The organism is Bacillus sp. MHSD_36, from assembly GCF_030757775.1.
In the GTDB taxonomy this organism is placed as follows: Bacteria; Bacillota; Bacilli; order Bacillales; family Bacillaceae_G; genus Bacillus_A.
Genome location: NZ_JAVBIS010000011.1, coordinates 41,898 through 56,803, shown reverse-complemented (window position 1 = coordinate 56,803; position 14,906 = coordinate 41,898). Strand labels below are relative to the sequence as shown.

The 14,906-nt window shown below is 35.4% G+C and carries 16 protein-coding genes and 1 pseudogene; 4 read left to right on the top strand and 13 right to left on the bottom strand.

The features are described 5' to 3' along the window. Window positions 1–6 precede the first annotated feature (6 nt). Window positions 7–1,209 (bottom strand): macrolide family glycosyltransferase, encoded by a 1,203-nt coding sequence (locus Q9B79_RS24865; protein ID WP_306188520.1) that lies wholly within the window; start codon window positions 1,207–1,209, stop codon window positions 7–9. A 386-nt stretch (window positions 1,210–1,595) separates the two neighbouring features. Here Q9B79_RS24865 and Q9B79_RS24860 point away from each other — a divergent pair, with 386 nt between their 5' ends. The 3 genes from Q9B79_RS24860 to Q9B79_RS24850 are packed head-to-tail and all read left to right on the top strand — an operon-like array spanning window position 1,596 to window position 4,091. Then, window positions 1,596–2,474, top strand: coding sequence for a nitrate reductase (locus tag Q9B79_RS24860; RefSeq protein WP_306188518.1), 879 nt, complete (start codon window positions 1,596–1,598; stop codon window positions 2,472–2,474). A 23-nt stretch (window positions 2,475–2,497) separates the two neighbouring features. Further along, window positions 2,498–3,385: a GNAT family N-acetyltransferase gene (locus Q9B79_RS24855; RefSeq protein WP_306188516.1), complete on the top strand. Its 888-nt coding sequence runs from the start codon at window positions 2,498–2,500 to the stop codon at window positions 3,383–3,385. Further along, complete coding sequence (locus Q9B79_RS24850; RefSeq protein ID WP_306188513.1) at window positions 3,378–4,091, top strand: class I SAM-dependent methyltransferase; 714 nt, start codon at window positions 3,378–3,380, stop codon at window positions 4,089–4,091. The genes Q9B79_RS24855 and Q9B79_RS24850 overlap by 8 nt, the downstream gene beginning before the upstream one ends. 20 nt (window positions 4,092–4,111) lie before the next feature. Here the strand turns inward: Q9B79_RS24850 and alr are convergent, their stop codons facing one another. After that, entirely contained in the window at window positions 4,112–5,287 is a 1,176-nt protein-coding gene (gene alr, locus Q9B79_RS24845) for an alanine racemase (protein WP_306188563.1), read from the bottom strand. Window positions 5,288–5,458: 171 nt separating this feature from the next. On the opposite strand from alr, the pseudogene Q9B79_RS24840 reads away from it, so the two are divergent. Continuing rightward, a pseudogene (locus Q9B79_RS24840) lies at window positions 5,459–5,752 on the top strand (DinB family protein); the annotation flags it as partial. 326 nt (window positions 5,753–6,078) lie between these two features. On the opposite strand, the gene Q9B79_RS24830 reads toward Q9B79_RS24840, so the two are convergent. The 11 genes from Q9B79_RS24830 to nbaC form a co-directional block, all read right to left on the bottom strand. After that, window positions 6,079–6,855 (bottom strand): Cof-type HAD-IIB family hydrolase, encoded by a 777-nt coding sequence (locus Q9B79_RS24830; RefSeq protein ID WP_306188511.1) that lies wholly within the window; start codon window positions 6,853–6,855, stop codon window positions 6,079–6,081. Between the two features lie 6 nt (window positions 6,856–6,861). Next, window positions 6,862–7,452: a histidine phosphatase family protein gene (locus Q9B79_RS24825; RefSeq protein ID WP_306188509.1), complete on the bottom strand. Its 591-nt coding sequence runs from the start codon at window positions 7,450–7,452 to the stop codon at window positions 6,862–6,864. Window positions 7,453–7,570: 118 nt separating this feature from the next. Further along, on the bottom strand, window positions 7,571–7,771 hold the full coding sequence (locus Q9B79_RS24820) for a 4-oxalocrotonate tautomerase (RefSeq protein WP_263703351.1): 201 nt from the start codon (window positions 7,769–7,771) through the stop codon (window positions 7,571–7,573). 15 nt (window positions 7,772–7,786) lie between these two features. Further along, window positions 7,787–8,575 carry a 2-keto-4-pentenoate hydratase gene (locus Q9B79_RS24815; protein WP_306188507.1) on the bottom strand — a complete coding sequence of 263 codons (789 nt, stop codon included), beginning with the start codon at window positions 8,573–8,575 and terminating at the stop codon, window positions 7,787–7,789. 3 nt (window positions 8,576–8,578) lie between these two features. After that, window positions 8,579–9,604, bottom strand: coding sequence for a 4-hydroxy-2-oxovalerate aldolase (gene dmpG / locus Q9B79_RS24810; protein WP_306188505.1), 1,026 nt, complete (start codon window positions 9,602–9,604; stop codon window positions 8,579–8,581). Further along, the gene (locus Q9B79_RS24805; protein ID WP_306188503.1) at window positions 9,591–10,490 is read right to left on the bottom strand and encodes an acetaldehyde dehydrogenase (acetylating); all 900 of its coding nucleotides are present in this window, start codon (window positions 10,488–10,490) and stop codon (window positions 9,591–9,593) included. The genes dmpG and Q9B79_RS24805 overlap by 14 nt, the downstream gene beginning before the upstream one ends. 31 nt (window positions 10,491–10,521) lie before the next feature. Continuing rightward, window positions 10,522–11,295, bottom strand: coding sequence for a 2-keto-4-pentenoate hydratase (locus tag Q9B79_RS24800; protein ID WP_306188501.1), 774 nt, complete (start codon window positions 11,293–11,295; stop codon window positions 10,522–10,524). A 128-nt stretch (window positions 11,296–11,423) separates the two neighbouring features. Further along, window positions 11,424–12,893 carry an aldehyde dehydrogenase gene (locus Q9B79_RS24795; RefSeq protein WP_306188499.1) on the bottom strand — a complete coding sequence of 490 codons (1,470 nt, stop codon included), beginning with the start codon at window positions 12,891–12,893 and terminating at the stop codon, window positions 11,424–11,426. Window positions 12,894–12,905: 12 nt separating this feature from the next. Then, on the bottom strand, window positions 12,906–13,364 hold the full coding sequence (locus Q9B79_RS24790) for a RidA family protein (protein ID WP_001190047.1): 459 nt from the start codon (window positions 13,362–13,364) through the stop codon (window positions 12,906–12,908). Beyond that, the gene (locus Q9B79_RS24785; protein ID WP_263703339.1) at window positions 13,342–14,379 is read right to left on the bottom strand and encodes an amidohydrolase family protein; all 1,038 of its coding nucleotides are present in this window, start codon (window positions 14,377–14,379) and stop codon (window positions 13,342–13,344) included. The genes Q9B79_RS24790 and Q9B79_RS24785 overlap by 23 nt, the downstream gene beginning before the upstream one ends. Then, entirely contained in the window at window positions 14,364–14,903 is a 540-nt protein-coding gene (gene nbaC / locus Q9B79_RS24780; protein ID WP_000047732.1) for a 3-hydroxyanthranilate 3,4-dioxygenase, read from the bottom strand. The genes Q9B79_RS24785 and nbaC overlap by 16 nt, the downstream gene beginning before the upstream one ends. Between the last annotated feature and the right edge of the window lie 3 nt (window positions 14,904–14,906).

Below are 14,906 nucleotides of genomic sequence, written 5' to 3'. Positions count from 1 at the left end.
AAACATTTATTTAAGTTTTGAGTATGAATTCATTTTTAAGATTTCATCAACTGCCCTATTATACCCACCAGCATTTCGAAGTGACTCTCCAACTTTACGACTATTTTCCTTAAACGTTACATCATTCATCACTTTCTTTACAGACTCACGTAACAATTCAGAAGTTAATTCTTTACGATTAAGCCTTATTCCAGCCCCTACTTCATTCACTCGTTTCGCAACTAAAGGCTGATCTCCTGTTACCGGAATTACAACTAACGGGACACCGTAATATAGTGCTTCACTCGAACTATTCATACCACCGTGTGTCACGAATACATCAGCATGCTGTAATACTTCTAATTGCGGCACATAATTAAATAACTTAAAGTTATTCGGAATGTTTTTAAATTGACTTATATTTATCTTCTTTCCAACAACTAATACGACTTTCGCTTCTACATCTTTAAACGCTTCAAAACATTTTTCATATAGCTCAGGTTGTTCATTGAAAACTGTTCCCATAGAAATGAAAATCACTTTTTTATCTTTTAAATCTTCCATAGGAAAGCTGTCTACTTCTTTTCGAGTAGCAATTGATGGACCGACAAACTTATACGATTCATCGAATACATCTGACCGCGGCTGATATTCCTTTGAAGTATATACAATCGTAATATCACCAGGGTGGTTCATAATATCATACATACTATTACATTTCATTCCATACTGTTTGTTCCATTTTTCCATTCCCGCTAAACAAGATTGATACAATGGATTCGTTTCATCTACTTCTCTCGATTTTTGTTCATCGTTAAAAGTAATGTACTGATTAAAAGCAAACGTTGTACAAGACGAAATACTAGGTAATTGTAAAACATTCGCTATGATACGTCCTACTGGAAAATGATTATCGTATAGTAAGTAATCGTACTGTTCTCCTTTTGTTTCTTCTACAATTTGAGTAACAATACGCTCTGATGCTTCAATCATATGAGATAGCATCGTCAAAGGACTCCCACCTTCATTTACTCGTTCCATAATATTAATTTGAGAGAGGAAATTCTCAAACTCTCGGAATTCTGCACCTGTTGCTTCAATCTTCTTTCTATAATCTTGAATACAATACGAAACAACTGTTTCCCCTCGACGAATTAACTCACTTATAATAGCTAAAGTTGGATTTATATGACCTTCTCCAGGAAAATTTATTACGAGTACATTTGCCATCCGCTTCTCTCCTATCTAATATAATTAATAATTAATTATATTAATTAATTTAAAACTATTATAAAGGAATCTATTCTACTTCTTCATATTTTTCTCTTTATTTTATTATTGAGAAATATTTTTCATAACCTACGTTATCCCCCTATTGAAAGTGCGCTTAACTTTTCATTTACTGAAAAATATGAGATTTATATTTGGATATTTTTACAGATTTATCATCTAAAATATTATTTTGATAATTCATACAAAAGTAGAGAAATATAATTTTCAAACTGATTTCTCACCGTAAATTTATTTAAATTCTATGTTGTACCTATCATTATCCACTTGCAACATATTCTGTTATATAATAAATTTATCGAATTTACAGAAAAAGGAGCAATTTCATGCTACAACAACTATTCGCTTCACCTATTTTATCTATTCAAACTTTACACCCAGGTTATGAAGAACATGCAAGCGATGTGTTTCTTGTTAAAACAGCATTTGAAGAAGTTATTGTTCGTTCCTCAAAAATGACTGAAGAACCAAATAATGATTTTTGGTGGGGATGTAAAAACCTTTTTGGAATCGATCCAAGGAACGTACATTATTTAGAGCATATACACGAATTATTGAAAAAGCATACTAACTTGCCCATCCCCACTATTTTGCAAAAACATGTTTTAAATGGCCGGAAGTTTGTTAGTGTCGAAAAACTAACAGGAAATACGCTGCAATCCTTTATCGGACAATCTGATTCAATTTTATTCAGCCTTGGAAAAGGACTAGCAGAAATTCATTCGTTTCAAGCAGAGTTTATAGGAAACCCATCAGGTACTTTCCAAGTTCCACTAGAAGAATGTAAGTCTCACATATTACAAGTCAGTAAAGAACTTGTAAATAGGTTTTATTCCGATAATGCGAGCATCCGTAACGCATTTCCTACTTTTGAACAACAACTTTCTTCCTTACCGGTACCAAAGGAAGCAACGCTCGTTTTAATTGATATGGACCCTACTCAGTTTTTATCAGATGGTACAACTATTACAGGTTTAGTAGATACAGAAGCTTACGCAGTTGCTCCCCGAGAATTTGATTTTATCGGCTTAGAATATGTATTTACAGAAAAGGAAGCTCATGCTTTTAAACAAGGTTACGAAACCATTATGCCCATTCCTCGTCTTGCAGAATGTAGACGTCCCTATCGATATTTGTACCGGTTATTATCTGTTCAGGGCAGTGTGGAGTTAGAAAAGTGGCTAAGCCACCCATCCTATTTTTAAATACGAAGGTGAGGGGTTATGAAATGGAAATTCAGAAAAAGTGTTCTTTAACAGAATGTGAAATACAACAAATGAAGGATTTAGCTCATATTTGCGGGCAACACGATCGAATTGATTATTCGTCAGATTTACATATAAACTTTTTAACTGCCCGTAATAAAGAAGAGATAAATGATTTTCTATTTTATGACGATACAAAATTAGTCGGTGCATTAAGTATGTATGACTTTGAAAGACCTACTAAACTTGAGTTAATAGGCTTTGTTCATCCGAACTATAGGAAACAACGTATAGGTACTACTCTTTTACAAACCGCAATGAAAGAAATACGATTAAGAGGAGCAGACGAAGCTCTTCTTATTATGAATGGGGATTCTGCTTCTGGGAAAGAATTTGCAATACATTTGAAGGTGCCTTATTTATATAGTGAATATAGTATGGAGTTCAAAGGAAAAGAAGTTCAAAAACCAATAAAGAATACTATACAGCTCACTCTTGCATCTTCAGAATCACTTCTTGATCTTATTGACCTTTCCAGTCAAGCCTTTGGAGATTCAGTAGAAAATACCTCTATATGGTTACAAAAAATGATGAATTCACCTTCTCATCAAGTATATAGTGCTCTTATCGACGAAAAAGTGATAGGAACCATTACAGTTTCTAAACAAGAGCAATCTACTATACTATCAGGATTCGCCGTTCATCCTTCTTATCAAGGTAAAGGATATGGTAAAGATATTCTTAGTTATATGGTACATACCCTTATTACAGAAGGAGCTTCAACAATTGAATTAGACGTCGAAACGAAAAATAACCATGCTTTACAACTATATACACAATGTGGTTTTGAAATAAAAACGAAGCATGACTACTATAATGTAATGAATTTTGAGGTGAATGCATGTGTCTAAAAAACTAATATATTCTGATTATGATATTTTCGCATCCATTTATAATAAACATTGGGGGCATTATGCTGAACACTCCTATCTACTTTTGGAAAAACTCATTTTACAATATGCACCACCACACTCTCATATTTTAGATCTTTGCTGCGGGACTGGTCACCTTACTAAGAAATTAATTGATAATACTTTTGTAGTAACTGGTATAGATGGTTCTGCCCAAATGATTGAATACGCACGTCAAAACGCGCCAGACGCAACCTTTATCGTTGATGATGCTCGTTATTTCAATATAAATGAGCAATTTCACTATGTTATCTCTACTGGCGATAGCTTAAACCATATTTTAAAATTAGATGAATTAAAAAATGTTTTTCGTAATGTTTACTCCGTATTACATAGCGAAGGTACATTCGTATTTGATATGAATATGGAGAAAGGGTTTCTTGAAAATTGGATTGCTTCGTTTCATATTTCAGCGGAAGAATATGTTTGTACAATTGATTCTACATATGATAAAGAAAATAAAAAAGCAGAAATGAACTTTATACTATTTCAGCATGACATAGATAATTCTTGGACAAGAAGTGACTTTTCTTTTGAAGAAGCTTGTTATTCCAATGAAGAAATAATATGTTCGTTGGAATCAGTTGGTTTTAAGAACATTCAAATACACGGTACAAATAGAGCGTTTTTCATTTGTCAAAAATAAAAAAACTGAATCATATCGATTCAGTTTTTTCTTAGTATATTTACAATAGCAGCCGTTTCATTATTTTCTCTATAAACTCGTGGGATTCTTCTGTCTAACATACATGTAACTTCATAGTTAATTGTACCTAACATATCCGCTACTTCTTCTACGGCAATTTCTTCTTCACCTTGTTTACCGTAGAATACTACTTCGTCTCCTACTTGTACTGGCATTGCTTTTGAAACGTCTAACATGAGCTGATCCATACAAACACGGCCAATAACAGGTACTCGGACACCATTTATTAATGCGTACCCTTTATTAGATAACTGACGATTATAGCCATCAGCATAGCCAATTGGTACAGTTGCAATCCATTCTTCACCAGTCGTTACATACGTATTCCCATAACTTACACCGCGATTCTTCTTCGCATGTTTAATATGAGCTACTTTTGATTTTAACGACAACGCAGGCTGTAAAGAAACGACTGAATGATTTACCTCTTTTGAAGGATACATTCCATAAATTCCAATACCTACACGAACCATATTTTGAAATGTATTGCTAAGTTCCATTGATCCTGCACTATTTGAACTATGAATATATGGAATATGAATTCCTAATTCTTTTGCTGCATTCACAGCTTTTTCAAATAAACTTGTTTGCATATTCGTATATGATTTATCGATTTCATCTGCCGTAGAGTAATGTGTAAACATTCCTACTACCTCTACATACTCCATACGGTTCAATTCTTCTAAAAATGGTATAACTTCTTCTTCTTGTAAACCGATACGACTCATTCCTGTATCAATTTTCACTTGAATTTGCGCTTTCTTTTGAAGACGGTTTGCGATTTCATTTATACCTTGTAAATCTTCACTTCTATAAACAGTCATCATAACGTCATACTGAATTGCATCTTCCGCAGCTGCTACTGATGTATAGCCTAAAATTAAAATCGGCACGTTAATTCCTGCTTCTCTTAACTCTATCGCTTCATCTACAAATGCAACTGCAAGCTGGTTTATTCCCGCTTCAATAGCAGCTTTCGCAACTTCAACTGCCCCGTGGCCATACCCATTTGCTTTTACAGCAGCCATCATTGCAATATTTTCATCATTTACTCGTTTTTTAAATTCTTGTACATTATGTTTTACTGCATTTAAGTCAACTTCAACAATTGTATCTCTTCCATATTTCAAACTCATTGGTCTAACTCCTAACTCAATAATTGCATTCCATTCTATTTCACGTTTCATATGACCTTTTACAATATAATACTTTTCAATATGCTAGTCAAACTACTAGAATTTTCGGAATTTTGAGTATGATATAATACCCTCAAGAAACTATTATATACGGAGAAGAGGAGAATTACAATGTTTGTACAATCTGCATTGCATCAACTTAAAGTTGCTGTTGATACTTCTATTCAAATGCTTATGCAATATAAAGAAGACGAATTAAAAATACACCCCATTCACTCAAAGCGGTCATTATTTGAAATGTGTGCACATCTTTCTCTTATTTGCCATGCAGATTTACTTATTTTAAATGGTAGTACAGAAAAACAACTACATACTTTCTATAAAGAACAAACACCCGAAACAATTACGCAAATGCAACAAACGATGATACAGGGCTACAATTTACTTTCTAAAACTTTTTTATCCCGCTTTAATGGGCAGTAAGACCCCCACCTCAAAATGCAGCGAAAGCAAAGAAGTAAGGCGGGGGATCAACTGCCCATAAAAGTCCGATTGGTTCAACTAATAATCAGTGGGGGATGCAGAACCCCCCACTGATTAAAGTTTCACTTTATCCTATTCCAATGAACAATTAGCGGAAATGAAGACTACTTATTGGGGTATTTCTTATTCACGCTTTGAATGGTTGCTTGAAATTGTTGCACACTTTTATCATCATCGTGGGCAAATTCATATTTTATTATGTGAGCATATGAAAGATCCTAACATACCTTTATTTCAATAAAGGTATGTTACACGACATGAAACTTCTCTAAGGCAAATAAAATACCACCTTCACTCGCCTTCTTTGTAACGAAATCAGCTCTTGTTTTTAACTCTTCTCCAGCATTACCCATCACAATTCCTAATCCTACATACTGCAACATCTCAATATCATTTCTACCGTCACCAAAAGCAATCGCTTCTGATTTACAAATATTTAAATGCTCCAATACTTTTTGAATTGCAGTTAGCTTCGATACTTTACTATCTTCCAATACATTTATGACATAACCATGAAAACGTTCGAATGTAAGCATTGGGTACTTTTCAATAAATTTTTGAGATTCCATTTCATCCGCATACAGACATAAACAATAAATCTCTTTAGACAAATCCTTGCTTTTTTCAGGGTACTCCTTTAAATTTAACGTCTCCCTAAGTGCTTGTATTACACGCTCATTATTTGAAGCTATTCCGTTCATTGCAAAACCTTCATTAAAATAAGAAATACCGTGACCATGTAATGCAGCAAACTCTGAAATATCATGAACGATTTCATTTGAAAGTACTGATTTATGTATTACTGTTTCTCCACACTTAATATGTGCACCATTTGCAGAAATAATTGTATTTATGCCTAGTTCTTTAAATTGCGAGCATAAGCTATATGGTCTCCCTGTTGTAACAACTACATGAATCCCTTTCTCTATTAACCTATGTATCGCTTCTTTTGTACTCTCGTGCATACTTCTATCAATCTCACTTAAAAGCGTACCGTCAACATCGAAAAATACAACTTTGTACATAAGTCTCTACATCCCGTCCAAATGATTCGTATCATTAATGAAATGTACTGTTTTTTGTTCACCATCAATTTCAATTAAGCTTATTCCCGTATCTCCCATTTTAAAATAATAGTCCATTGAAATTGGCATTTTGAAGAACGCACGTAATAGACTATTTATTACACCACCGTGTGCAACTATTGCAATTCGGTCATATGTATTCTCTGTCACGATTTTAGAAAAGATTCCTTCTATTCTCATTCTAAATTCAATAAATGATTCCCCGTTTTCAAAACGATCATGAAGAAACTTTGGCTCTGGATATTTTTTTGCTTCTTCAAAAGATAAGCCTGCTTGCACTCCGTTATTAAACTCCATTAATTCCTCTTCTAGTTGAATTGGGCATCCAATTCCTTCAGCTAACGTTTCACCCGTTTCGCGAGCACGCTTTAATGTACTTGCCCAAATGAAATCTGGTGGAAAATCTGCTTTCACTTTCTGTATAAGTCTTTGCACTTGCCGTCTTCCTTTTTCTGTCAATTCAAAGTCTGCTCGTCCTTCATGTACGTTTAAGATATCAGCTTCTGATTCTCCGTGGCGTATTAGTAGTATTTGCATGTATATTCCCCCTTATCTCCTTAAAACCAAGACTAAATTTTAACATATTATTTAAAAATTTCAAAATAATAAAAGCAATCCTCATTCATATAAGAATGAAAATTGCTTTTACTACTAACTAACTTTCTTTTAAACTTTCTTTAGACCTTCCACCTACTCCCCAATGCGAACTTGGGATTTCATTCACTAAAACACGAACCCGTCCAACATCTACATCTAAGTTTTTCGCAACTACCTCTGTAACATCAAATATTAGATTTTGAATTTGCTCCTGCTTTCTACCTTCTATTATTTGAATTTGTATAATGGGCATTTTTATCTCTCGCTTTACTATTTATTCACAAAACATCGCTACACTTCCCAAATCATCAAATTGTGCAATGATAGAATCTCCGGATTTAAATGCAATCGCTTCAGATAATGCTCCACTTAATACAATATCACCTTTTTTAAATCCTTCATTTTGTAAACCAAGTTTATTTACCGCCCAAGCAATTGCCTCTGCTGGATGTCCCAGCACAGCTGCTCCTGTCCCAGTCGTAGCAATCTTACCGTTCTTTGACATAACCATTCCTACATTTGCTAAATCTATATTCTTAACATCAATCCATCTACTTCCTAACAAAAATTTTGAAGAGGAACAATTATCTGCTATTACATCAGGTAATGTAAATTTAAAATTTAAATATCTACTATCAATCACCTCTAAAGCTGGCGCAACATATTTTGTTGCCTTTAATACATCGTCAGCTGTCACATTCGTTCCCTGTAAATCTTCACCTATTAAAAAAGCAATCTCTGGCTCTACTTTCGGATGAATCAACGTTTCATATTGCAATGGCTCCCATTCGAATGCAAGCATATCGTGCAACAAATATCCGTAAATCGCTTCATCAATCCCCATCATTTTTTGTTTTGCCTTACTCGTTAATCCAAGTTTCACACCAATTCTTTTAGAACCTTCGCTCATTTTTTGTTCAATTAAACGTTTTTGCAATTTATAAGCATCCTCTACTGTTAAATCAGGATGCTTATCCGTTACTTTTACTACTTCTTTTCTTTCCTTTTCAGCTTGAAGTAAATAGTCAATAATTTCTAAATCTGCCCCTTTCACTAAAGCCATATGTTACACCTCCATTTTTATCTTTGCTAATTCTGCGGCTACATCTAAAATCATATCCTCTTGTCCTCCAACTACATTTCTTTTCCCCAGTTCTATTAAAATATCACGTGCGTCTACATTAAAGCTTTGTGCCGCCCTTTCAGCATGTAATAAAAAACTAGAGTATACCCCTGCATATCCCATTACTAGACTGCCTTTTTGAATTTCTTGTGGTACTGGTAATAAAGGGGCAACAACCTCTTCTGCGACGTCCATCATCTTATATAAATCTATATCTAGCTTATATCCCATACGATCCAAAACAGCGAGCAATACTTCTGTTTGGGCATTTCCAGCTCCGGCCCCAAGACATCGTACACTTCCATCAATACGTGTCGCGCCCTCCTCAATTGCAGTAATTGTATTCGCTACTGCAACCGAAAGATTATTATGACCATGGAAACCAATTTCAATGTTTAAAGATTGACGCAAAGCACGAATACGTTCACGTACTTCATGAGGCAATAAAGCTCCTGCAGAATCTGTTACATAAACTGCTTCTGCACCATAACTTTCCATAAGCTTTGCTTGCTCTACTAACTTTTCAACCGACGCAGAATGTGCCATCATTAAAAAACCGCACACTTCCATACCTAACTCACGTGCAAATTGAATATGCTGAGCGGAAACATCTGCTTCTGTTACATGTGTTGCTACACGAACAAGTTTCGCACCGATATTTGCAGCTTGCTTTAATTCATGGATTGTTCCAATACCAGGAATTAACAAGACAGCTATTTCAGCTTGCTTACACTCATCAACCGCGGCTTCAATGAGCTTCATTTCATTAACTAATGACTTCCCATATTGTAAAGTAGAGCCACCTAAACCATCTCCATGGCTCACTTCGATATAATGCATACCTGCCTCATCTAATGCCCTTGTTACAGATCGAACTTGCTCTTCTGTAAATTGATGTTTCATTACATGACTTCCATCACGTAAACAAACCTCCGTTATTCTCACTGGTCTTTCACTATTTCGCCTCATTCATTACACCTCTTTTCTCCTCTGAAATGATTTGCGTTGCAAATTCTTCACCTACTTTTAATGCTGCCGCTGTCATAATATCTAAATTACCAGCATAAGGAGGAAAATAATCTCCAGCTCCTTCAACTTCTAAAAATACAGTTACACGATTCCCATCAAACATCGGATCTTGTTTCAAAGAGTAACCAGGTACATACGTCCTAACCCGTTCAACCATCTTATGAATTGCTTCATGGATAGAAACCTCATCCATATCCTTAACTTCACAATAAATCGTATCTCTCATTAATATAGGTGGCTCTGCAGGGTTTAATATAATTATTGCCTTCCCCTTATTAGCCCCACCAATTTCTTCAATTCCACGCTTTGTCGTAATTGTAAATTCATCAATATTTGCCCTTGTACCTGGACCTGCACTTAAACTGGAAATTGTAGCAACTATCTCTGCATATGTAACATTTGCCACCTCATTAATTGCATGAACAATCGGGATTGTTGCTTGTCCCCCGCACGTAATCATATTAACGTTTTGCTTATCTAAAAAATTATTATTTCGAATAGCAGGACAAACAAATGGCCCATATGCAGCCGGAGTTAAGTCAATTACTATTTTCCCAAGTTCTTCTAATATTTTCGCATGATAACTATGTGCTTTAGCTGAAGTTGCATCAAATACAATATCAGCTAAACTCGGATTATCAATAATTGCTTGTATTCCATTATCAAAAACCTCATATCCGGCTTCTTTCGCTCTCTTTAAACCATCCGATTCGGAATCTATTCCAATCATGGCATTTAGCTCTATACCTTCACTTTTTTTAAATTTATACATTAAATCCGTACCAATATTACCTGATCCAATTATAGCCGCCTTTACTTTCTTCACATCTATCCCCCCTTTTCCTAGCACTTTAAATTTATATGAATGTAACAGAAACCGATCCGAGTGAACCAAAGTCAGCTTGAATACTATCTTTACTTTTCACTGAGACCGCACCAGATAATGCACCTGGTAAAATTAACTCTCCTGCTTTTAACCCCATATTAAATTCATGTAGTTTATTAGCTAACCAAGCAATAGCCTGTGCAGGATGCCCTAATGCAGCCGCACCAGCACCCGTCGCAATTAAACTATTATTTTTATACAGTGTCATTCCAGTTGTACGTAAATCTACTTTATCGATGCTAGATAATATATTACCAATTACAACCTTTGCTGACGAGCCATTATCCGCTACTGTATCAATCAATTTGATTTTCCAATCAGCAATACGGCTATCAATTATTTCAAGTGTAGGTACAACATACTTTGTTGCCATCAGTACATCAATATATGTAATATTAGGCCCTTTTAAATCTCTCTCTAAAACAAATCCTATTTCTGCTTCTACTTTCGGAGATACAAAAGAACTTATCGCGATTGTACTTCCATTTTCTATTTTCATATCATCTAACAAATGTCCATAATCTGGTTCATTTACCCCAAGCATCTCCTGCATCGCAACACTCGTAAGTCCAACTTTCTTTCCGATTACACAACGCCCATTCTCTAACTTTCTTTCTACTACTTCAAGCTGAATATTATAAGCATCCTCAACTGATAAATTAGCATATCTCTCAGTAAAAGGAGGTATCCCTATACGTGAATCTTCAGCCTGTAATAGTTCATCAGCTAACTCTTTCATTAACAATTGCTCTCACCTCATTTTTTAATTTATATATCCTCAATTCTTTACATTGTAGACTAACCCCCACCCATCTACTTATATTTATAAACACCAGATGGGAGCTCTTTGTATGTTAAGTTAAAATATTATCCTTATAATTTCATCGTTACCGTCTTAGCTTCTGTATAAAATTCGAAACTATGACGCCCACCTTCTCTACCAATTCCACTTGCCTTTGAACCTCCAAATGGAGTACGTAAATCTCGGACATACCAACAATTAATCCATAGTAAGCCTGAATCAATTTGCGAAACGACTCGTTGTGCTCGTCTAAGATCATTTGTCCAAACAACTCCAGCTAATCCATAAATAGAATCATTCGCAATGCGAATTGCATCCTCCTCCGTTTTAAATGGAATAACAACTAGAACTGGACCAAATATCTCTTCCTGCGCTACACGCATACTGTTATCAACATCGTATAAAATAGTAGGTTCATAAAAATTCCCTTCTACTAGACTTTCCACTCTTTTTCCACCATAGGCTAATTTTGCCCCTTCTGAAATTCCTAATTCTACATAGCGATCAACTGTTTCTAAATGAGATTTTGAGACAAGCGCTCCCATATCTGTATCTTCAGAAAGAGGATCTCCAACCTTTATTCTTTTCACAGCCGCTACAAATTTCTCTAAAAACTGTTCATATACACTTTCTTGCACAAGTAATCTGGAACCAGCTAAACAAATTTCTCCTTGATTTCGATAAATAGCTTCAATTGATCCCTGTACTGCTTCATCTAAATCTGCATCTTCAAATACAATATTTGCTGATTTACCTCCTAATTCTAATGAAACAGGAATTAAGTTTTCTGAAGCATTACGCATAATTGTCTTACCTGTATTACTTTCTCCAACAAATGAAATTCTTCTAACAGCTGGATGTGTCGTCATTTTTGTCCCGACAGTACTCCCAGGACCTGTAATAATATTAAGTACACCTGGTGGTAATCCTGCATCATTTGCAATTTCACCAAGCATAACTGCGCTTAATGGAGTATAGGAGGCCGGTTTAACAACAACTGTATTACCAGAAGCAAGTGCAGCTGATGCTTTCCACGTCATTTGCATAAATGGCAAATTCCACGGAATGATTAAACTAGTTACCCCCGCTGGAGCATACTTTGCATATGACATAAAATTATGTTTGTCATAATGTTCATGTACCATATATTTAGCCATTTCAGCAAAGAAGCGAAAATTATGAGCCGAACGTGGTATATCGAATCCTTTACTCTCTTTAATTGGTTTTCCAACATCCAGAGTTTCTATATACGCTAGTTCATCCACTCTTTCCATAATCAAATCCGACATTTTGCATAAAATATTCGACCGCTCTTCCACGGGCATTTTACTCCAAATGCCACTTTTAAATGTACGTTCTGCCACATCAATTGCTCTTTTAGTGTCCTCTTCATTTGCCTTTGCAATAGATGCAAGCTTTCTATTCGTCGCCGGATTGAACGTATCAAACGTTTCACCACATACAGAATCCACATATTTTCCATCAATAAACAATTTCGCATCTTTTACTTTCCGTTTGTCAGCTAATAATTCTTTGTTCACCTTCCTGACCTCCTACTCTTCAATTTCTAAAACCATCTCAATTTCGATTGTTGTGTTATTAGGTAACTGAGCCATACCGACTGCAGAACGAGCGTGTTTTCCTTTTTCCCCAAAAATATCTACTAATACATCTGATGCCCCGTTCATTACTTTTGGCTGATTAATGAAATCTTCCGTACTATTTACAAAACCAAGCAACTTTACAATTCGTTTTACCTTATTTAAATCACCTAGTTCGTTCCTCACAACACTTAATAAATTCAACATTGATTGCCTTGCCGCTTTATATCCTTCATCAATTGAAATATCTTTTCCTAATTTTCCGTGATACTCATCTACGCCTTGTCCAGCAGTAAATAGTAAATTACCTACTTTTACACAACTAACATAATTTCCAACGGCCGGACGAATAGCTGGCAGTGTGATTCCTAACTCACTTAGTTTGTCCTCAGGTGTTTGTACTCTCTGCATATGCTACACCTCTTTTTCTTATATCAATATTTAAAAATTCCGCTGCATTTCCCCCAAGCATCGCTGCCCTTTGTTCCTCTGATAAACCGGCTGTTTCATCAATCACCTTTCCCGGGTCCACTTCTCGCAATAAAAACGGATAATCTGAACCCATGAAAATTTTTTCATGTCCAAATCTTTCAATCATATATTTCAAATTAATAGGATCATAATTTAAAGAATCAAAATAAAATTTCTTTGCATAATAACTAGGAGGATGCGTAGTCAATCGTAAATGCGGCCATACTTTCCAGCCTTGATCTAACCTCGGCAAAATATATGGGAAAGATCCCCCGCCATGCGCAAAACAAACCTTTAGCCGTGGAAACTTCTCCATTATCCCGCTCCATATTAATGTAGCTGCCGCAAGTGCTGTTTCACTCGGCATCCCTACTGTGTACATAAAATTATGATGTGGCATTCTATCTCTTCCTAATGTTTCCCATGGATGAATAAAGATTGGAACTTGCCACTTTTCAGCCATCCGAAAGAATTCAATAAACGATGGGTCATCTAAATTTTTACCATTTACGTTTGTGCCAATTTCAATACCGTGTAAATGTAATTCTGTTATACAACGCTCCATTTCACGAATCGCAGTTTCTCCATCTTGCATCGGAACCGTTCCTAATCCTACAAAACGATCTGGATATGCTAAAACTGTTTCTGCGATAAAATCATTTTGAATACGTGCCATACTTTCGGCTTCCTCTGGTTTTGCCCAATACGAAAATGTAACAGGGATTGGTGATAAAACTTGAATATCAACACCCTCACGATTCATATCTTCAATTCTTTTCTCAGGACACCATACTTGATCTGTCACATCACGAAAATTTTTACCTCCAACCATTATGCTTGCACCACATGTACAAGTCCGATTTAATATCGGCCAACGTCCTCCGCCAAACTTCTCTTCAAAATCCGGAAAAGTTTCAGGAATAATATGTGTATGAAAATCTATTCGCACTTCCATTCCTCCACTTCTTCTGGCATAATATGACCGCAGTTTTTACACGCTCGAATTTCTTTATTTGAATTAAAACTATGAATTGCTTCTTTTACTTGTTTTTCAATATCACTTAATTGGACACGTACACGATGCATTTCATGATTACACTCGTCACAGAACCAAACAAAATCTTCAAGCTCTCCTTGGTTACGTTTTCTTTCAATTACGAGCCCATATGTGTTAGCAACGCGATGTGGTGAATGTGGCACCATAGCGGGTAGCATGAATACATCCCCTTCTTTTACTGTGACAACTTCTCTCTTGCCTTCCTCTGTAATACATTCCACATAACATTCACCTTTAATTTGATAGAAAAATTCATCTGAAGGATCCACATGGAAATCACGTCTTCTATTTGGACCACCTAATATCATGGCGATAAACTCTGAATCTTGCCAAATCACTTTGTTATTTACTGGTGGCTTCAATAACTCCTTATTCTCATCAATCCATTTTAGTAAATTAAAAGATTGCAATGTTTTAGACATATT

What these genes read in the sequence shown, in the direction of transcription:
- Q9B79_RS24825 (WP_306188509.1), bottom strand. Translation starts at nt 7,452, where the DNA reads ATGCAAATACTACTAATACGCCACGGAGAATCAGAAGCTGATATCTTA.
- alr (WP_306188563.1), bottom strand. Translation starts at nt 5,287, where the DNA reads ATGAGTTTGAAATATGGAAGAGATACAATTGTTGAAGTTGACTTAAAT.
- Q9B79_RS24860 (WP_306188518.1), top strand. Translation starts at nt 1,596, where the DNA reads ATGCTACAACAACTATTCGCTTCACCTATTTTATCTATTCAAACTTTA.
- Q9B79_RS24855 (WP_306188516.1), top strand. Translation starts at nt 2,498, where the DNA reads ATGGAAATTCAGAAAAAGTGTTCTTTAACAGAATGTGAAATACAACAA.
- Q9B79_RS24865 (WP_306188520.1), bottom strand. Translation starts at nt 1,209, where the DNA reads ATGGCAAATGTACTCGTAATAAATTTTCCTGGAGAAGGTCATATAAAT.
- Q9B79_RS24785 (WP_263703339.1), bottom strand. Translation starts at nt 14,379, where the DNA reads ATGGAAGTGCGAATAGATTTTCATACACATATTATTCCTGAAACTTTT.
- Q9B79_RS24830 (WP_306188511.1), bottom strand. Translation starts at nt 6,855, where the DNA reads ATGTACAAAGTTGTATTTTTCGATGTTGACGGTACGCTTTTAAGTGAG.
- Q9B79_RS24815 (WP_306188507.1), bottom strand. Translation starts at nt 8,575, where the DNA reads ATGGCTTTAGTGAAAGGGGCAGATTTAGAAATTATTGACTATTTACTT.
- dmpG (WP_306188505.1), bottom strand. Translation starts at nt 9,604, where the DNA reads ATGAGGCGAAATAGTGAAAGACCAGTGAGAATAACGGAGGTTTGTTTA.
- nbaC (WP_000047732.1), bottom strand. Translation starts at nt 14,903, where the DNA reads ATGTCTAAAACATTGCAATCTTTTAATTTACTAAAATGGATTGATGAG.
- Q9B79_RS24790 (WP_001190047.1), bottom strand. Translation starts at nt 13,364, where the DNA reads ATGCAGAGAGTACAAACACCTGAGGACAAACTAAGTGAGTTAGGAATC.